This window comes from Citrobacter sp. Cpo037 (assembly GCF_030332945.1).
Lineage (GTDB): Bacteria > Pseudomonadota > Gammaproteobacteria > Enterobacterales > Enterobacteriaceae > Citrobacter > Citrobacter portucalensis.
Window position 1 is genome coordinate 46,360 of sequence record NZ_JAOWGW010000076.1, and the last position, 18,869, is coordinate 65,228.

At 53.1% G+C, this 18,869-nt stretch carries 19 protein-coding genes; 16 read left to right on the plus strand and 3 right to left on the minus strand.

Going from position 1 to position 18,869, the window contains the following annotated elements; translation table 11 throughout:
* Window positions 1-8: 8 nt before the first annotated feature.
* From OGX94_RS20080 to ubiA, 4 genes are all read left to right on the plus strand, one after another.
* Window positions 9-1,352 (plus strand): maltoporin, encoded by a 1,344-nt coding sequence (locus OGX94_RS20080; protein WP_257662332.1) that lies wholly within the window; start codon window positions 9-11, stop codon window positions 1,350-1,352.
* Window positions 1,353-1,465: 113 nt separating this feature from the next.
* A complete protein-coding gene (malM, locus tag OGX94_RS20085) occupies window positions 1,466-2,413 on the plus strand; it encodes a maltose operon protein MalM (protein ID WP_257662331.1) in 948 nt (315 codons plus the stop codon).
* A gap of 180 nt (window positions 2,414-2,593) precedes the next feature.
* The gene (gene ubiC / locus OGX94_RS20090; protein ID WP_003826587.1) at window positions 2,594-3,091 is read left to right on the plus strand and encodes a chorismate lyase; all 498 of its coding nucleotides are present in this window, start codon (window positions 2,594-2,596) and stop codon (window positions 3,089-3,091) included.
* A gap of 13 nt (window positions 3,092-3,104) precedes the next feature.
* A complete protein-coding gene (gene ubiA / locus OGX94_RS20095) occupies window positions 3,105-3,977 on the plus strand; it encodes a 4-hydroxybenzoate octaprenyltransferase (RefSeq protein ID WP_003826589.1) in 873 nt (290 codons plus the stop codon).
* Window positions 3,978-4,032: 55 nt separating this feature from the next.
* Here ubiA and plsB read toward each other — a convergent pair whose 3' ends face one another.
* Window positions 4,033-6,453 carry a glycerol-3-phosphate 1-O-acyltransferase PlsB gene (plsB, locus tag OGX94_RS20100; RefSeq protein ID WP_003826592.1) on the minus strand — a complete coding sequence of 807 codons (2,421 nt, stop codon included), beginning with the start codon at window positions 6,451-6,453 and terminating at the stop codon, window positions 4,033-4,035.
* Window positions 6,454-6,623: 170 nt separating this feature from the next.
* Between plsB and OGX94_RS20105 the strand changes: the two genes are divergently transcribed.
* From OGX94_RS20105 to OGX94_RS20120, 4 genes are all read left to right on the plus strand, one after another.
* Window positions 6,624-6,992, plus strand: coding sequence for a diacylglycerol kinase (locus OGX94_RS20105; RefSeq protein ID WP_003826594.1), 369 nt, complete (start codon window positions 6,624-6,626; stop codon window positions 6,990-6,992).
* A 109-nt stretch (window positions 6,993-7,101) separates the two neighbouring features.
* Window positions 7,102-7,710: a transcriptional repressor LexA gene (lexA, locus tag OGX94_RS20110; RefSeq protein WP_003826596.1), complete on the plus strand. Its 609-nt coding sequence runs from the start codon at window positions 7,102-7,104 to the stop codon at window positions 7,708-7,710.
* A 131-nt stretch (window positions 7,711-7,841) separates the two neighbouring features.
* A complete protein-coding gene (gene dinF, locus OGX94_RS20115; RefSeq protein ID WP_257662329.1) occupies window positions 7,842-9,161 on the plus strand; it encodes an MATE family efflux transporter DinF in 1,320 nt (439 codons plus the stop codon).
* Window positions 9,162-9,297: 136 nt separating this feature from the next.
* Entirely contained in the window at window positions 9,298-9,507 is a 210-nt protein-coding gene (locus tag OGX94_RS20120; protein ID WP_003031706.1) for a CsbD family protein, read from the plus strand.
* Window positions 9,508-9,555: 48 nt separating this feature from the next.
* Here the strand turns inward: OGX94_RS20120 and zur are convergent, their stop codons facing one another.
* Window positions 9,556-10,074, minus strand: coding sequence for a zinc uptake transcriptional repressor Zur (zur, locus tag OGX94_RS20125; RefSeq protein ID WP_003031709.1), 519 nt, complete (start codon window positions 10,072-10,074; stop codon window positions 9,556-9,558).
* A gap of 115 nt (window positions 10,075-10,189) precedes the next feature.
* Between zur and OGX94_RS20130 the strand changes: the two genes are divergently transcribed.
* The 3 genes from OGX94_RS20130 to pspG all read left to right on the plus strand — a co-directional run bounded on the left by OGX94_RS20130 (window position 10,190) and on the right by pspG (window position 12,160).
* Window positions 10,190-10,678: a cupin domain-containing protein gene (locus OGX94_RS20130; protein ID WP_126957373.1), complete on the plus strand. Its 489-nt coding sequence runs from the start codon at window positions 10,190-10,192 to the stop codon at window positions 10,676-10,678.
* A gap of 107 nt (window positions 10,679-10,785) precedes the next feature.
* On the plus strand, window positions 10,786-11,784 hold the full coding sequence (gene dusA / locus OGX94_RS20135; protein WP_020996089.1) for a tRNA dihydrouridine(20/20a) synthase DusA: 999 nt from the start codon (window positions 10,786-10,788) through the stop codon (window positions 11,782-11,784).
* 133 nt (window positions 11,785-11,917) lie between these two features.
* Window positions 11,918-12,160, plus strand: a complete 243-nt coding sequence (gene pspG / locus OGX94_RS20140; protein WP_003031713.1) for an envelope stress response protein PspG — start codon at window positions 11,918-11,920, stop codon at window positions 12,158-12,160.
* A 179-nt stretch (window positions 12,161-12,339) separates the two neighbouring features.
* Here the strand turns inward: pspG and OGX94_RS20145 are convergent, their stop codons facing one another.
* A complete protein-coding gene (locus OGX94_RS20145; RefSeq protein ID WP_008786924.1) occupies window positions 12,340-13,323 on the minus strand; it encodes a quinone oxidoreductase in 984 nt (327 codons plus the stop codon).
* Window positions 13,324-13,387: 64 nt separating this feature from the next.
* On the opposite strand from OGX94_RS20145, the gene dnaB reads away from it, so the two are divergent.
* The 5 genes from dnaB (at window position 13,388) to OGX94_RS20170 (ending at window position 18,732) form a co-directional block, all read left to right on the plus strand.
* Window positions 13,388-14,803: a replicative DNA helicase gene (gene dnaB / locus OGX94_RS20150; protein WP_003826610.1), complete on the plus strand. Its 1,416-nt coding sequence runs from the start codon at window positions 13,388-13,390 to the stop codon at window positions 14,801-14,803.
* Window positions 14,804-14,948: 145 nt separating this feature from the next.
* Entirely contained in the window at window positions 14,949-16,028 is a 1,080-nt protein-coding gene (gene alr / locus OGX94_RS20155; protein ID WP_003826612.1) for an alanine racemase, read from the plus strand.
* Between the two features lie 128 nt (window positions 16,029-16,156).
* A complete protein-coding gene (gene tyrB, locus OGX94_RS20160; protein ID WP_003826614.1) occupies window positions 16,157-17,350 on the plus strand; it encodes an aromatic amino acid transaminase in 1,194 nt (397 codons plus the stop codon).
* 184 nt (window positions 17,351-17,534) lie between these two features.
* The gene (gene aphA, locus OGX94_RS20165; protein ID WP_003826615.1) at window positions 17,535-18,248 is read left to right on the plus strand and encodes an acid phosphatase AphA; all 714 of its coding nucleotides are present in this window, start codon (window positions 17,535-17,537) and stop codon (window positions 18,246-18,248) included.
* A gap of 127 nt (window positions 18,249-18,375) precedes the next feature.
* Window positions 18,376-18,732 (plus strand): MmcQ/YjbR family DNA-binding protein, encoded by a 357-nt coding sequence (locus OGX94_RS20170; RefSeq protein ID WP_008786927.1) that lies wholly within the window; start codon window positions 18,376-18,378, stop codon window positions 18,730-18,732.
* Window positions 18,733-18,869: the final 137 nt, after the last annotated feature.

The window sequence follows — 18,869 nt, forward strand, 5'->3', positions numbered from 1 at the left end:
ATAGAACGATGATTACTCTGCGCAAACTCCCTCTGGCGGTTGCTGTAGCAGCAGGCATTATGTCTGTTCAGGCAATGGCTGTGGATTTCCATGGTTATGCTCGTTCCGGCATTGGCTGGACAGGTAGCGGCGGCGAACAACAATGTTTCCAGGCAACAGGTGCACAAAGTAAATACCGTCTTGGTAACGAATGTGAAACCTATGCGGAAATCAAATTAGGTCAGGAAGTGTGGAAAGAGGGCGATAAGAGCTTCTACTTCGACACCAACGTTGCCTACTCCGTTGCACAGCAGAATGACTGGGAAGGGACTGACCCGGCCTTCCGTGAAGCCAACGTGCAGGGTAAAAACTTGATTGAATGGCTGCCAGGCTCCACCATTTGGGCCGGTAAGCGCTTCTATCAGCGTCATGACGTCCACATGATCGACTTCTACTACTGGGATATTTCAGGTCCTGGTGCTGGTATTGAAAACATCGATCTGGGCTTCGGTAAACTGTCTCTGGCAGCAACCCGTTCTCAGGAAGCGGGCGGTTCATACGCGTTCAGCAGCCAGAATATCTATGACCGTACCAAAGACACCGCGAACGATGTATTTGACGTACGTTTAGCGCAGATGGCTACTAACCCGGATGGTATGTTGGAGCTGGGCGTCGACTACGGTCGTGCTAACACCACCGACGACTACAGCCTGGCAGACGGCGCATCTAAAGACGGTTGGATGTTCACCGCTGAACATACCCAGAGCATGCTGAAGGGCTACAACAAGTTTGTGGTTCAGTACGCGACAGATTCCATGACCACTCAGGGCAAAGGCCTGAACCAGGGGTCTTACGGCTCATCTACCGGTGTTGATGACAACGGTAACAAAGTCGCCCATAACTTTATTAATAACAACGGTAGCCTGTTCCGCGTGCTTGACCACGGTGCAATTTCCCTTGGCGACAAATGGGACCTGATGTACGTCGGTATGTACCAAAACCTCGATATGGATAACGACCTGGGGACCGAATGGTACACCGTCGGTATCCGTCCGATGTACAAATGGACGCCGATCATGAGCACCCTGATGGAAGTCGGTTACGACAACGTCAAATCTCAGCAGACTGGCGATCGCAACAGCCAGTACAAAATCACCCTCGCGCAACAGTGGCAGGCTGGCGACAGCATCTGGTCCCGCCCGGCAATCCGTGTCTTCGCAACCTATGCAAAATGGGATGAAGAGTGGGGCTACGTTAAAAATGGTGACAACGTATCTAAATACGCAGCTGCAACGAACTCTGGTATCAGCACAACCAGCCGTGGCGACAGCGATGAGTGGTCCTTCGGTGCTCAGATGGAAATCTGGTGGTAATTCAGCACTAACCTGACGTAAAGACCGAAAGAGGGGCGCAAGCCCCTCTTGATTACGGTTTAGCGCGCTATTGCCTGGCCACCGCTGAACCCATGCTATCTGAGGTGATAACAATGAAAATGAAGAAAAGTCTCGTTGCCCTTTGTTTATCTGCAGGGTTATTTTCCAGCGCGCCTGGCATCAGCCTGGCCGATGTAAATATTGTTCCGCAGAACACCACCGCGGCCCCGGCTATTCCCACTGCTGTGCTGCAACAGTTAACCTGGACGCCAGTTGATCAATCTAAAACTCAGTCCACACAACTTGCCAATGCAGGTCAGCGTTTAGATGTTGCTGGTATTACTGGCCCGGTCGCGGCCTATAGCGTACCGGCGAATATTGGCGAGTTGACGCTGACGCTGTCCAGTGAAGTCAACAAACAAACCAGCGTATTTGCGCCAAACGTCTTAATTCTTGATCAGAACATGACACCATCTGCGTTCTTCCCCAGCAGCTATTTCACCTACCAGGAGCCCGGCGTGATGAGTGCCGATCGTCTGGAAGGGGTGATGCGCCTGACGCCAGCGCTGGGACAGCAAAAACTGTATGTTCTGGTCTTTACTACTGATAAAGATCTCCAGCAGACCACAACCCTGCTTGACCCGGCAAAAGCCTATGCCAAGGGGGTAGGTAACGCTGTTCCGGATATTCCGGACCCGATTGCCCGCCACACCACCGACGGTCTGCTGCATCTGAAAGTTAAAACCAGCTCCTCCTCCAGCGTGCTGGTCGGGCCGCTGTTTGGTTCTTCCGGTCCTGACCCTGTTACGGTTGGTAATACCGCAGCGCCTGCAGTGGCCTACGCGGCTCCGGCGGCAGCCGTTGCTGCTCCGGCACCACAACCCGTGAAGAAAAGCGAGCCAATGCTGAACGACACGGAAAGCTATTTTAATCAGGCGATTAAGGATGCAGTTGCAAAAGGCGATGTTGATAAAGCGCTGAAGCTGCTTGATGAAGCGGAACGTCTGGGATCCAAATCTGCCCGATCCACCTTTATCAGCAGTGTAAAAGGCAAGGGGTAAACATCTCCCCACATTGTTGATTTTGCAACAACTGGTGCGTCTCCTGGCGCACCTTTTTTTATCCTTCGGTGCTAATTGTTACACTTATGTTGCCCTACCGATCACTTAATCGTGTTTGCTCACCCCGTAATGCCTTTTCTGCGATACAATGCCTTCAGGTTATAAATCGGAGAGTAAGGCATGCCACACCCTGCGTTAACGCAACTGCGTGCGCTGCGTTATTTTGATGCGATCCCGGCGTTGGACGCCCAACTGCTCGACTGGTTGTTATTGGAAGACTCCATGACCAAACGTTTTGAGCAGCAGGGGAAAAAGGTCACCGTAACGTTGATTCGCGAAGAATTCGTTGGGCAAAATGAGGTGGCTGAAGAACTGACGCTGCTGCCTAAAGAGTCTCGTTATTGGTTACGTGAAATCCTGTTATGCGCGGATGGTGAACCCTGGCTTGCCGGGCGGACCGTGGTGCCTGAATCAACCTTGTGCGGCCCTGAACTGGCCTTACAGAACCTTGGGAAAACCCCGCTCGGACGCTACCTGTTTACGTCATCGACATTGACCCGAGATTTTATTGAGATTGGCCGCGATGCAGCGCTTTGGGGGCGTCGTTCCCGCCTGCGGCTGAGCGGTAAGCCACTGATGCTTACCGAGCTTTTTCTGCCTGCGTCGCCGTTGTACTGAGAGGAAGATAAAGATGGAGTGGAGTCTGACGCAGAATAAGCTGCTGGCGTTTCACCGCTTGATGCGTACGGATAAGCCAATCGGCGCCTTACTGCTGCTCTGGCCTACGCTGTGGGCACTGTGGGTGGCGACCCCAGGTATGCCGCAACTGTGGATCCTGGCGGTTTTTGTCGCTGGCGTTTGGTTAATGCGCGCCGCCGGATGCGTGGTGAATGATTATGCCGACAGGAAATTTGACGGGCACGTCAAACGCACCGCGAATAGACCGCTGCCGAGCGGGGCTGTCACCGAGAAAGAAGCCCGAACGCTGTTTGTGGTACTGGTGCTGCTGGCCTTCCTGCTGGTTTTGACCCTCAACACGATGACTATTTTGTTGTCCGTTGCGGCATTAGCATTAGCGTGGGTTTATCCGTTTATGAAGCGCTATACGCATCTGCCGCAGGTGGTGCTGGGGGCGGCGTTTGGCTGGTCGATCCCGATGGCGTTCGCCGCCGTGAGTGAGTCCGTACCGCTGAGCTGCTGGCTGATGTTCCTTGCGAATATTCTCTGGGCGGTGGCTTATGATACGCAGTACGCCATGGTTGACCGGGATGATGACCTGAAGATCGGCATTAAATCGACCGCGATCCTGTTCGGTCAGAACGACAAGCTGATTATTGGTATTTTGCAGGTAGGCGTGCTGGTGCTGATGGCGCTGGTGGGCTGGTTAAACGGGTTGGGACTGGGCTATTACTGGTCTCTGCTGGTGGCGGGCGCGCTGTTTGTCTATCAGCAGAAACTGATCGTCAACCGTGAACGTGATGCCTGCTTTAAAGCGTTTATGAACAATAACTACGTCGGTCTGGTGCTGTTCTTAGGCCTGGCAATGAGCTACTGGCATTTTTGATTTTGGCTTAGCCTGCAAAATAAAAAACCGGTCATTTCGACCGGTTTTTTTATGCTTACTCGCCCTGAGTGGCGCTCTCGATAGTCAGACGCACATCTGACGTGACCAGTTCGGCCAGCATCTGATAGATCTTCATCGTCTCTTCCGGTTCGGCATCTCCGGTATCGCTGATGAATCCCTCGTCACGCAGCGTCAGCACCAGAGAGCTGAACACGGCTTTATCGAAGAATTCCGGCGCGTTAATGCCGTGCAGCACTGAGAGGCGTTGCGCCACGGTGCGGCTCTCTTTTTCCAGCGTGCCACGGTTGATGGACGGGTTCGCGCTCAGCAGCCAGAAGGTAATGGCGTAGCGCTGCAACGTCTCGCGAGCACCTGCCGCCAGCAACTGTAGCGTGCGGGAGCGGGCTGGATTGATATGCAGTTCGTCATCGGTCAGGGTGATGAGTCCCTGGCGCTGCATTTCGCTGGCCAGTTCGTCAATTACCCCGGCAAGCTCATCACGCTCCCAGCGTAAGAACAGCTCCGCTTTCAGCATCGGGTACAGCGCATCAATATGCTGCTGCAATGCGGCGCGTGAAATACGACGATGCTGAGTCACAATGGCTGCCATCAACGAAGGCAGAACCAGCATATGCGCAATATTATTGCGGTAGTAGGTCATCAATACCGCCTGCTCGCGCGGCAGAATAATGATGTCACCGATGGTGTCTTTCTCGACCTCAAACTTGTTCATCTGCAAGGCGTGGTCGATAAGTTCACTGGCACTCTGCGCAGGAACAGTAGCATCCGCCGCGTACGGCACGTTGCGCAGCAGGCTCAGGTAGCAGTCAAGCTGCTCGGTCAGCTGTTCACGGGTCAGAGAGCGCTGGCGGGAAGCCAGTAACGCGGTACAGCACAGGTTCATGGCGTTGGCCGCGCCTGCGTTGTTAATGCGCACCATCAAATCGGCGGCAATGTTATTCACCGTCGGCGTCAACCAGGCCGGGCGGATCGACTCGATAGGGTCAATAGATTCACGCCACTCCGGCACATGCTGGTTGAGGTAAGTCATCAATGGCATTGGTTCACCAAAGTTGACGTAGCCCTGACCCAGGTTACGCAGCTTGCTTAAGCCACGCAGCATTTGCGGCAGACTTTCTTTCTCTTTCGTCGCGCCACGCAGCTCTTTCGCGTAGGTGCCCACTTCCATTACGTGCTCATAGCCGATGTAAATAGGTACGAGGGTAATAGGGCGCGTACCGCCGCGCAGCATCGCCTGAATAGTCATCGACAGCGTGCCGGTTTTCGGGTCGAGCAGACGACCGGTACGTGAACGGCCCCCTTCGACAAAGTACTCAACCGAGTAGCCGCGGCTGAACAGCTCGCCCAGGTATTCGCGAAATACGGTGGAATAGAGCTTGTTGCCCTTGAAGGTACGACGAATAAAGAACGCGCCCAGACGGCGGAAAATCGGACCCGCTGGCCAGAAGTTCAGGTTGATACCGGCTGCGATGTGCGGCGGCACCAAACCCTGATGGTACAGAACGTACGACAGCAGCATATAGTCCATATGGCTGCGGTGGCACGGAACGTACACGATTTCATGCCCATCGTGCGCCAACTGGCGTACACGTTCAGCATTATGAACGTTAATCCCCTGATACAGACGATTCCAGGTAAAGCCCAAAATACGGTCCGTCAGACGAATCATTTCGTAGGAGAAGTTGGCGGCAATCTCTTCCATCAGCGCAATGGCATTTTGCTGCGCTTTTTCGTGGGAGATTTTTTTACTGCGCGCTTCATCTTCTACCGCACGAGCGATCGCTTTTGAAGCTAACAGTTTATTAAACAGATCCTGGCGGGCAGGGAGGCGCGGGCCGACAGCGGCCAGGCGCTGGCGAGCAAAGTGCATACGCGCCACGCGTGCCAGCTTCTGGGCGATGATCTTATCCGTACCGTGTTCATCCGCCATACGGCGCAGAGAGACCGACGGGGAGAAACGGACAAAACTGTCGCGACCCAGCCAGGACACCGCAAAGAATTTCTGTACGCCGTTTAGCATACGTAACGGCGGATTGACCTCGCCTTTTTCACGCCCCGGCGCACGGCCAAACATCACCGAAACCGGCACCATCTGCACATCCAGATCTGGATTGCTGCGATGCAAGTCGAGATAGTTGTGGAACAGCTTGATAGACTCTTCTTTCGGCGTGTAATAGGTGAATACACGCGGACCGCCGTGAATAAACACGTAGCGCGGTAACAGCGTTCCGTCTATCTCTAGTGGTTCCAGGGGATCGGGGAGGTCGTGCACCAGACATTGGGCACGCAGCGTCAGCAAGTCTGCTTTCGAATTGTACGGTAGGACGTACATAATGGGACGCGAAGTATCGAGTCCCAATTCCGGAGCAGGTTCTGCTGGAATAGACTTGCTTTTTACCAGGACGCTTAATGGTAAATTCAGTAATTTGTAGTAAATTCGTGGCCAGCCGGACATAAACGATGTAAAGCCTCTGGTTAATAATGCAAATGCGCTGCAAGGATATCAGAAAGTTTAGTGAATTTCTGTGGTATCCGGTCATACTTCGCGCTGCTTTGCCACACCCTGAACAAACGGGGTAACGTTACAATGACATTGACGCTAATAATGTAAAAAGGTTCTTTTTGATGGCCAATAATACCACTGGATTCACCCGAATTATCAAAGCAGCAGGTTATTCCTGGAAAGGTTTTCGCGCTGCATGGATTAATGAGGCGGCATTCCGTCAGGAAAGTGTTGCCGTCCTGCTGGGCGTCGCCATCGCCTGCTGGCTGGATGTTGATGCAATTACCCGCGTGTTGTTGATCGGTTCTGTGATGCTGGTGATGATCGTTGAAATCCTCAACAGTGCGATTGAAGCGGTAGTTGATCGTATTGGTTCTGAGTACCACGAACTTTCCGGTCGGGCGAAAGATATGGGGTCGGCTGCGGTATTGCTGTCTATTTTTGTCGCGCTGATCACCTGGGGCATTCTGTTGTGGTCGCATTTGCGATAAGGCTTCCACAACTGCATAAATCTCCTGTTTTTTGTGCAGTTTGCGGTTCCAAAATCGCCTTTAGCTGTATATACTCACAGCATAACTGTATATACACCCAGGGGGCGGAATGAAAGCGTTAACGGCCAGGCAACAAGAGGTGTTTGATCTCATTAGAGATCACATCAGCCAGACAGGTATGCCACCGACGCGTGCGGAGATCGCGCAGCGTTTGGGGTTCCGTTCCCCAAACGCAGCTGAAGAACACCTGAAAGCGCTGGCGCGTAAAGGTGTGCTGGAAATTGTATCCGGCGCATCGCGCGGTATTCGACTGTTGCAGGAAGAAGAAGAAGGGTTACCGCTTGTGGGGCGCGTGGCAGCCGGTGAGCCACTTTTGGCGCAGCAGCACATTGAAGGCCACTATCAGGTCGATCCTTCACTGTTCAAACCGAACGCCGATTTTCTGCTGCGCGTTAGCGGTATGTCGATGAAAGATATTGGGATTATGGACGGTGATTTACTTGCTGTGCATAAAACCCAGGACGTGCGTAACGGCCAGGTTGTTGTTGCCCGTATTGATGACGAAGTTACGGTTAAGCGTCTGAAAAAGCAGGGCAACAAGGTTGAACTCTTGCCAGAAAACAGTGAATTTAAACCTATCGTTGTCGACCTGCGCGAACAAAACTTCACTATTGAAGGGCTGGCAGTAGGCGTCATTCGTAACGGTGAATGGCTGTAATTTTCTGTTGAATCCCTGTAGGCCGGATAAGACGATGACGTCGCCATCCGGCAACGTGCCCGGTAGCGCTGCGCTTGCCGGGCCTGCATCACATTGTCCAGTACGTCTAACTTCTTCTCAGGCCCTCCTGTATGCCTTTCTTTACCTCTTCTGATAAAGCACTCTGGCACCTCGCCTTACCGATGATCTTCTCCAATATCACCGTTCCCCTGCTGGGACTGGTGGATACTGCGGTGATTGGTCATCTGGATAGTCCGGTCTATCTTGGCGGTGTTGCGGTTGGTGCCACGGCAACCAGTTTTCTTTTTATGCTGCTGCTTTTTTTGCGCATGAGCACCACCGGTCTGACCGCACAGGCATTTGGTGCGAAAAATCCGCAGGCGCTGGCGCGTGCACTGGTGCAGCCGCTCATGCTGGCGCTGGGAGCGGGGTTGCTTATCGCACTGTTTCGTACGCCAATTATCGATCTGGCTCTGCACATTGTTGGCGGAAGTGAAGCGGTACTGGAGCAGGCCCGACGTTTCCTTGAAATTCGCTGGTTAAGCGCACCCGCCTCGCTGGCGAATCTGGTGCTGCTCGGCTGGCTGCTTGGCGTTCAGTATGCGCGTGCGCCGGTTATCTTGTTGATTGTCGGCAATATTCTCAACATTGTGCTTGATATATGGCTGGTGATGGGCCTGCATATGAACGTGCAGGGTGCGGCACTGGCAACGGTGATTGCTGAATATGCCACCTTGCTGATCGGCCTGATGATGGTGCGCAAAGTCCTGCATATGCGCGGAATTTCGCTGGCAATGCTGAAGCAGGCGTGGCGTGGCAACTTCCGCCGTTTGTTGGCACTTAACCGTGACATCATGTTGCGCTCGCTTCTGCTGCAGCTCTGTTTTGGCGCTATCACAGTGCTGGGTGCGCGTCTGGGAGGCGATATCATTGCGGTTAATGCCGTTCTGATGACCCTGCTAACCTTTACCGCCTACGCGCTGGATGGATTTGCCTATGCCGTGGAAGCGCATTCGGGCCAGGCCTATGGGGCGCGAGATGGTAGCCAGTTGCTGGACGTCTGGCGGGCGGCCTGCCGACAGTCCGGTATTGTGGCTATTTTGTTCTCGTTGGTTTATGCCCTGTTTGGCGAGCAGATTGTTGTGCTACTGACCTCGCTGCCGCAAATCCAACTGCTGGCCGATCGCTATCTTTTCTGGCAGGTGGTGTTACCGCTGGTGGGTGTCTGGTGTTATCTGCTCGACGGAATGTTTATTGGCGCGACGCGCGCGGCAGAAATGCGCAACAGTATGGCCGTTGCTGCCACAGGATTCGCATTAACGCTGCTGACTTTGCCGTGGCTGGGAAACCATGGTTTGTGGTTGGCGTTAACCGTTTTCCTGGCGTTGCGCGGGCTTTCACTGGCCTTTATCTGGCGGCGCCACTGGCGTAATGGAACCTGGTTTGCCTGAGCGGAATGGTTAAAAATTCCGAATAGTAAATAAAACCCAGAATCACTGACTACACTTATTCTCACGTCCAGCAAAAACAGCATGTGTCTGGACATGGCACTCTCGCTATTCACAACCTAACGATGAGGACTTGATGATGAATAAAGACGAAGTCGGCGGCAACTGGAAGCAGTTTAAAGGTAAAGTGAAAGAGCAATGGGGCAAACTGACCGATGATGATATGACGGTCATTGAAGGTAAACGTGACCAACTGGTCGGTAAAGTCCAGGAGCGTTACGGTTACGCGAAAGATCAGGCGGAGAAAGAAGTTAACGATTGGGAAAAACGTAATGATTACCGCTGGTAATTAACCCTTCCCTCCTGAGAGTACAAGGATGTACGCTCTCCCGCTTACCTAGCGCCCAACCTTCTTCTTCACCTGAATCGTATGGTCATGCTGGCACTCGCCAGGATGGCGGCAAGATTCAACTTCCACACAGGCCGGACACAGCCCGTGGGCTTCAATAACGTTATGCCGCAGTGCAAAGCCCATTTTTGCCGCTAGCGTATGCATAATGTCTTCCACGCCTTCCGCACACTCTTCTTTTACCACGCCGCAGCGGTCGCAAATGAACATTGCAGAACTGTGGGTTGGCTGATCGAACAGATGACAAAGCACATAGCTGTTGGTGGATTCCACCTTGTGCACGAAACCTTGTTCCAGCAGAAAATCGAGCGCACGATATACGGTAGGTGGTTTAGCCTGCGGCTCGGTTTCCCGCAGCAGGTCGAGCAGGTCATAGGCGCTGATCGCACCTTCCTGCAGGCTCATCAGGCGCAGTACTTCGAGGCGTTGTGGCGTAAGCCGCACGTTGCGTTGCGCGCAGAGTTTTTCAGCTTGAGCCAATAACTCTTGCGTAGTGGTTTTGTCCATTTGGCGCCTCGATTTGCGTGGAAGGTTAATCCCTTACTTTAACATGTTCTGCTTAAAACACCGAGATCCACCGTGGTGTGCTATACCTGACGCATCGCAATACTGGAAAATAACCATGAAAAGACCCGATTGTATTCGCCACTGGCGTGAGGTTGAGGGGGCTGATGACTCCACTTATCCTGACAGCGATGAGCTATTTGCTATTGGCGCGCCGCTTGCCCGCAAGTTGGGGTTAGGACGACTCGGCATTCATCATGAACGCCTGCCGCCGGGTCGGCGCACGTCGTACCCGCACGCTGAAAGCGATGAAGAAGAATTTATCTACGTGCTGGAAGGTTATCCTGAGGTCTGGATTAACGGGTATTTATGGAAGCTGGAACCGGGCGACAGCGTCGGTTTCCCTGCAGGTACAGGCGTGTGCCATACCTTTATCAATAACACTAGTGAAGAGGTGCGCCTGTTAGTCGTGGGTGAGGCGAACAAAAAATACAACCGCATTTATTATCCGCTTAACCCGGTCTATGCCGCTACACGTGAGGATCGCTGGGTCGACCATCCGCCGCAGTTTTTTGGATCTCACGACGGAAAACCGGGGTGTAAATAGCTTTTGTTTAGGGTCAGGGGGAGTGAGCCGCGAGGATGTGGCTCACTATCGTAACGGTCTATGCTATAGTAGCGCCCCTTTTTTAACCGGATGCTTGAATATTCGCCATGCTGCCTGAATCTCAGTCTACCGCTTTTCCCGCTCATCGTTTTTCTATCGCGCCGATGCTCGACTGGACGGACAGACACTGCCGCTACTTTTTACGTTTACTGTCCAGCCAGACGCTGCTCTATACGGAGATGGTAACCACTGGCGCAATCATTCATGGTAAAGGCGATTATCTGGCGTATAGCGAAGAAGAACATCCGGTCGCATTACAACTGGGCGGGAGCGATCCTGCGGCGCTGGCGCAGTGCGCAAAGCTCGCTGAACAGCGGGGCTACGACGAAATTAACCTCAACGTGGGTTGTCCTTCCGACCGCGTACAGAATGGCATGTTTGGCGCCTGCCTGATGGGGAATGCGCAACTGGTCGCCGATTGCGTCAAAGCAATGCGCGACGTGGTGTCGATTCCGGTAACGGTGAAAACTCGTATCGGTATTGATGACCAGGATAGCTACGAATTCCTCTGCGATTTCATCAACACGGTATCTGGCAAAGGCGAATGTGAGATGTTTATCATTCACGCCCGCAAGGCCTGGCTGTCAGGGTTAAGCCCGAAAGAAAACCGCGAAATTCCACCGCTGGATTATGACCGTGTTTATCAGTTAAAGCGTGATTTTCCGCATCTGACGATGTCGATCAACGGCGGCATTAAATCGTTGGAAGAAGCGAAAATTCATCTGCAACATATGGATGGCGTGATGGTGGGGCGTGAGGCGTATCAAAACCCAGGCATTCTGGCGTCCGTTGACCGCGAGATTTTTGCAGCTACCACCGAAGATACCGATCCAGTCGCCGTGGTGCGTGCCATGTACCCGTATATTGAGCGTGAACTGAGTAAGGGAACCTATTTGGGACATGTGACACGCCATATGTTGGGGCTGTTTCAGGGCATCCCTGGTGCCCGTCAGTGGCGTCGCTATCTGAGCGAGAATGCACATAAAGCCGGGGCAGATATTAACGTTCTGGAGCATGCGCTGAAGCTGGTGGCAGACAAGCGTTAAGTTTTCACCAAAAGTTAGTTAATTTCACCACGCCCTGCGCTTTGTCGCGGGGCGTTTTCTTTATAAATCAACGCATTATTTTTGGCATGTTTCTTGTAAAGCAATGGAGAGAATTTCATTTCGGGAGGGAGCCATGCTGGAACTACTTTTTGTGATTGGATTTTTTATCATGCTGATGGTCACCGGCGTATCTTTGCTGGGCGTTCTGGCCGCATTGGTCGTAGCCACCGCCGTGATGTTTCTGGGCGGACTATTTGCCTTGATGATTAAACTGTTGCCCTGGCTGCTACTGGCTGTTGCTGTGGTGTGGGTGATCAAGGCGATAAAAGCGCCAAAAGTCCCACAGTATCAGCGCAATAACCGCCGGTTTTACTAAGGTATTGAGCGGTACGTCACAACCTGCAACATTGCCTTTAGAACCAAATAGGAATTGATTATCAAATCTGTCACTATTGCCAGGTTAACGAATTCATCGAGCTGTACCCTACATACAGCCGAACTAAAAAAAGAAAGGGCTTCCTGCGGGAAGCCCTAATTCTTTCTTTCCCCGTCATCTTAAGGAATTAGCAAACTCGATCCCTGCGTGGCGCGGCTTTCCAGTACTTCATGAGCACGCTGTGCATCGTGCAGTGCGAACGTTTGACCAGGCGCGACATCCACTTTGATCACTCCGCTGGCAATCAGCGAGAAAAGCTCATTGCTGGCTTCGGTTAATTCGCGGTGATTGGTGATGTAACCCTGTAGAGAAGGACGGGTCACGTATAGCGAACCTTTCTGGTTCAGAATGCCTAAGTTCACGCCAGTAACCGGCCCGGAAGCATTACCAAAGCTGACCATTAATCCCCGGCGCTGTAAACAATCCAGCGAGGCTTCCCAGGTATCTTTCCCCACCGAGTCATACACCACTCGCACTTTTTTACCGCCAGTTACCTCTTTCACTCGCTCAACAATGCTCTCTTCACGATAGTTAATGACCTGCCATGCGCCAGCCTGCAGCGCAATTTGCGCTTTTTGCGCACTGCCGACGGTACCTATCAGCTTCGCACCCAATGCTTTTGCCCACTGGCAGGCAATCATGCCGACGCCGCCTGCAGCCGCATGGAACAAAAACGGCTCATCAGGTTGAATTTCATAGGTTTTACGTAACAGATAAAAAACGGTTAGCCCTTTAAGAAACGAGGCGGCAGCTTGTTCAAACGAGATAGCGTTAGGCAGGATGGCGGCTTTATCGGCCGGAACGTTATGCACTGAGCTGTAGGCGCCAAGAGCAGACTGGGCGTACACTACGCGATCGCCAGCTTTAATGTGTGTCACTTTGCTGCCAACTTTGCTGACTACGCCGGCGGCTTCGGTACCCAGCCCGCTGGGCAGGGAAGGCGGTGGATAAAGACCACTGCGGATGTAGGTGTCGATATAGTTGATCCCAATCGCTTTGTTCTCGACCTGGATTTCGTTTTCCGCCGGGTCTACGGGCGTAAACTCCACCGCCTTGAGTACATCAGGGCCACCATGCTTGTGAAATTCAATACGTGTTGCCATGCTTCCTCCAAAAGAAATGTGGTAATCTTTCGACCCAATCATTATCTCGGTAACTCCATTCACTATGGCAGGAAATAAACCCTTCAACAAACAACAGACTGATGCTCGTGAGCGCGATCCCCAGGTCGCCGGGCTGAAAGTACCGCCGCACTCGATTGAAGCGGAACAGTCGGTGTTGGGCGGTTTAATGCTGGATAACGAACGCTGGGACGATGTCGCTGAGCGTGTGGTGGCGGAAGATTTTTATACCCGTCCGCACCGGCATATCTTCACGGAAATGCATCGCCTGCAGGAGATGGGAAAACCCATCGATCTGATCACGCTGGCAGAGTCGCTGGAAGTTCAGGGACAACTGGACAGCGTCGGCGGTTTTGCTTACCTGGCTGAGTTGTCTAAAAATACGCCAAGTGCGGCGAACATTAGCGCTTATGCGGATATCGTCCGCGAACGCGCCGTTGTTCGTGACATGATTTCAGTTGCAAACGAAATCGCGGAAGCCGGTTTTGATCCGCAAGGACGCTCCAGTGAAGATCTGTTGGACCTTGCGGAATCCCGCGTCTTTAAAATCGCGGAAAGCCGCGCTAATAAAGACGAAGGCCCGAAAAATATCACCGATGTGCTCGACGCAACCGTCGCGCGTATCGAGCAACTGTTCCAGCAGCCGCACGACGGCGTCACCGGAGTGAACACCGGTTATGACGACCTCAATAAAAAGACGGCTGGTTTGCAGCCGTCAGACTTAATTATTGTCGCCGCGCGTCCGTCGATGGGTAAAACGACATTTGCAATGAATCTCGTCGAAAATGCGGCGATGTTGCAGGATAAGCCGGTTCTTATCTTTAGTCTTGAAATGCCCTCAGAACAGATCATGATGCGTTCCCTGGCCTCGCTCTCACGCGTAGACCAAACCAAAATCCGTACCGGTCAACTGGATGATGAGGACTGGGCGCGAATTTCCGGAACAATGGGTATTTTGCTAGAGAAACGAAACATCTATATTGATGACTCCTCCGGCCTGACGCCTACGGAAGTGCGCTCGCGTGCCCGTCGTATCGCCCGTGAACATGGCGGTATCGGACTTATCATGATCGACTACCTGCAGCTGATGCGCGTGCCGTCGCTCTCCGACAACCGTACGCTGGAAATTGCAGAAATCTCCCGCTCGCTGAAAGCGTTAGCGAAAGAACTGCATGTGCCGGTGGTGGCGCTGTCGCAGCTTAACCGCTCTCTGGAACAACGTGCCGACAAGCGTCCGGTCAACTCGGATCTGCGTGAGTCCGGCTCCATCGAGCAGGATGCCGACTTAATCATGTTTATCTATCGTGATGAGGTTTATCACGAAAACAGCGACCTGAAAGGGATCGCAGAAATCATTATTGGTAAGCAACGTAACGGCCCGATCGGTACGGTGCGCCTGACGTTTAACGGTCAGTGGTCGCGCTTCGATAACTATGCGGGCCCACAATACGACGACGAATAAATCTCCGTCATCCTTCATGCTGCAGATGTGTTGACTACGCCCGTTCACCCCGATCACTTAGTTTACTAAGCTTCCGGGGATTCTCTGGCTTGTCGCCCTCCAGCAACACGAATGATTTAGAAGATTCTTTTATAAAGGAATACAAATGCAAGCGGCAACTGTAGTCATTAACCGCCGCGCTCTGCGACACAACCTGCAACGTCTGCGTGAACTGGCTCCAGCCAGCAAACTGGTTGCGGTCGTGAAAGCGAACGCCTACGGCCATGGTCTGTTAGAGACCGCGCGAACGCTCCCCGATGCGGACGCTTTTGGTGTCGCTCGTCTTGAAGAAGCCCTGCGCTTGCGCGCGGGAGGGATCACGCAGCCCATCCTGCTGCTGGAGGGGTTTTTTGATGCCTCCGATCTGCCGACTATTTCCGCGCAGCGTCTGCATACTGCCGTCCATAACCAGGAGCAGCTCGAAGCCCTGGAAGCAGCAAAACTGGCTGAACCCGTTACCGTCTGGATGAAGCTCGACACCGGTATGCATCGCCTGGGCGTACGCCCTGAGCAGGCTGAGGCGTTTTATCAGCGCTTAACGCAATGTGAAAACGTGCGCCAGCCGGTCAATATCGTCAGCCACTTTGCTCGCGCGGACGAGCCTGAGTGTGGCGCGACCGAAAAACAGCTCGATATCTTCAACAGTTTTTGTGAAGGCAAACCGGGGCAGCGTTCGATTGCCGCGTCGGGTGGTATTTTGCTGTGGCCGCAGTCTCATTTCGACTGGGCGCGTCCGGGGCTGATTTTGTATGGCGTATCACCACTGGAAAATCACTCCATCGGCGCTGATTTTGGCTGCCAACCGGTAATGTCGCTGACCTCAAGTCTGATTGCGGTGCGTGAGCACAAAGCGGGCGAGCCGGTTGGTTATGGGGGAACCTGGCTGAGCGAGCGCGACACGCGTCTTGGCGTGGTAGCGATGGGCTATGGCGATGGTTATCCGCGCGCAGCGCCTTCGGGGACGCCGGTACTGGTCAACGGCCGTGAAGTGCCGATCGTCGGTCGCGTTGCAATGGATATGATCTGCGTCGATTTAGGGCCCGAAGCGCAGGATAAAGCCGGCGATTCGGTGATTCTGTGGGGCGAGGGCCTGCCCGTTGAACGTATTGCTGAAATGACGAAAGTAAGTGCTTACGAACTTATTACGCGCCTGACCTCAAGGGTGGCGATGAAGTATATCGATTAACAGCATGATGTGCCGGACAGGTGGTTACGCCGCCTTCCGGCAATATTCCTCTCAACATCCTCTCGATCTTCTCCCACTTCCGGTTTATTGTGTTCTTAACCCCTGCCTGTAAACCCGGAGAACCACACGTGTTTCAAAAAGTTGACGCCTACGCTGGCGACCCGATTTTATCGCTCATGGAGCGCTTCAAAGAAGATTCACGTAGCGACAAAGTGAATCTCAGCATCGGCCTGTATTACAACGAAGACGGTATTATTCCTCAGCTTAGAGCGGTGGCGGAAGCGGAAGCTCGACTTAATGCCAAACCGCATGGTGCTTCGCTGTATCTGCCGATGGAAGGTCTGAACACGTATCGCCATACCATTGCGCCGCTGCTGTTTGGCGCAGAACATCCGGTTCTCCAGCAGCAGCGCGTCGCAACCATTCAGACGCTGGGCGGCTCCGGTGCGTTAAAGGTTGGCGCAGATTTCCTGAAACGTTATTTCCCTGATTCTGGTGTGTGGGTCAGCGATCCGACCTGGGAAAACCATATCGCGATTTTTGAAGGTGCTGGATTCGAAGTAAGCACTTACCCATGGTATGACGACACGACCAACGGCGTGCGTTTCAACGACCTGCTGGCCACGCTGAATACCCTACCGGCGCGCAGCATCGTGCTGCTACATCCGTGCTGCCATAACCCGACAGGGGCGGATTTAACGCCTGCGCAGTGGGATAGCGTTATTGAGATCCTGAAAGCACGCGATCTGATTCCGTTCCTGGACATTGCTTACCAGGGCTTCGGCGGTGGAATGGAAGAAGACGCCTATGCGATTCGCGCCATCGCCAGCGCCGGATTGCCCGCTCTGGTCAGCAACTCATTCTCGAAGATTTTTTCCTTATACGGTGAGCGTGTCGGCGGACTGTCTGTGGTATGTGAAGACGCTGATGCCGCCAGCCGTGTTCTGGGGCAGCTAAAAGCGACGGTGCGTCGTAACTACTCCAGCCCGCCAAACTTTGGTGCGCAGGTAGTTGCCGCGGTGCTGGGTGATGACGTGCTGAAAGCCAGCTGGCTGGCGGAAGTTGAAGAGATGCGTACTCGCATTCTGGCGATGCGTCAGGAGCTGGTTAACGTATTAAATGCGGAGATCCCAGGCCGTAATTTTGACTACCTGCTGCAACAGCGCGGTATGTTCAGCTATACCGGGCTTAGCGTAGCCCAGGTTGATCGTCTGCGCGATGAGTTCGGTGTATACCTGATCGCCAGCGGTCGTATGTGCGTGGCCGGGCTGAATCACGGTAACGTGCAGCGCGTGGCGAAGGCATTTGCTGCCGTCATGTAACCGACTTTGCAGGCCTGATAAGCGTTGCGCCATCAGGCCTGTTTTCCAATGTGATCGTGCTCCTTTTCCAGGACAAAACCAGAGAAAATCCTTCCTTTCCCTCCCCCTAAGGGGTAAGGTCAGATAGTTTTTTGACCAGTTGTTAATAAAAAAATGATAACTAACTGACTACTTAGGGAAAAATATGCGCAAGTTTACGTTGGCACTGAGTGCCGTTTGTTTATTGTTCACGCTAAATCAGCCAGCCCAGGCACTCGTTTCTTCTCCCTCTCAGCTCAATCCAGGCACTAACGTTGCAAAGCTCGCTGAGCAGGCTCCCATTCACTGGGTCTCCGTGGCACAAATTGAAAACAGCCTGACCGGACGTCCGCCGATGGCCGTCGGGTTTGATATCGATGACACTGTCCTCTTTTCCAGCCCAGGCTTCTGGCGCGGTAAAAAAACGTATTCTCCGGACAGTGAGGATTACCTGAAGAATCCGGCCTTCTGGGAAAAAATGAACAATGGCTGGGACGAGTTCAGTATTCCAAAAGAAGTCGCGCGCCAACTGATCGATATGCACGTGCGTCGCGGTGACAGCATCTTTTTCGTGACCGGGCGTAGCCAGACGAAGACTGAAACGGTGTCGAAAACGTTGTCTGATAACTTTCACATCCCGGCTGGAAATATGAATCCGGTCATTTTTGCCGGCGACAAGCCGGGTCAGAACACCAAAACGCAGTGGCTGCAGGATAAAAATATCCGCATGTTCTACGGTGACTCCGATAATGACATCACTGCCGCTCGCGACGTGGGTATTCGCGGTATTCGCATTTTGCGCGCCTCTAACTCCACTTATAAGCCGCTGCCACAGGCCGGTGCGTTTGGTGAAGAGGTGATCGTCAACTCGGAATATTGAGGACGCTGGCTGCGGATTGCTGTTTTTTTAAACAAATTTACATTGCTGGCTTTTACCTTTTGCGGACTTGCTGCACACTGAATAAAAGATGTTCTCATGAGGCAATATGCTGGTAAGGGGAATAAAGATGACGAATTCGGAGTTGCTGCAATACTGCATGGCAAAAACGGGCGCGGAGCAGAGCGTTCACAGTGACTGGAAGGCCACGCAAATCAAAGTTGAAGATGTGCTTTTTGCCATGGTAAAAGAGGTGGAAGAACGCCCGGCGGTGTCTCTGAAAACCAGCCCTGAACTGGCAGAACTGTTGCGCCAGCAGCATAGCGATGTTCGGCCAAGCAGGCATCTCAATAAAGCGCACTGGAGTACGGTGTATCTGGACGGCTCGCTGCCGGATTCACAGATTTATTATCTGGTCGACGCCTCTTATCAGCAGGCAGTGAACACGTTGCCGGAAGATAAACGCCGGATACTGACGCAGCCCTGATCCGTTTCGCCGGATGCGGCGCAAGCGCCTTATCCGGCCTACAGGCTTTATGCATATTCTGTAGTTTCGTAGGCCTGATAAGCGTAGCGCCATCAGGCACAACGGTTGCCGGCTGCGGCGCAAGCGCCTTATCCGGC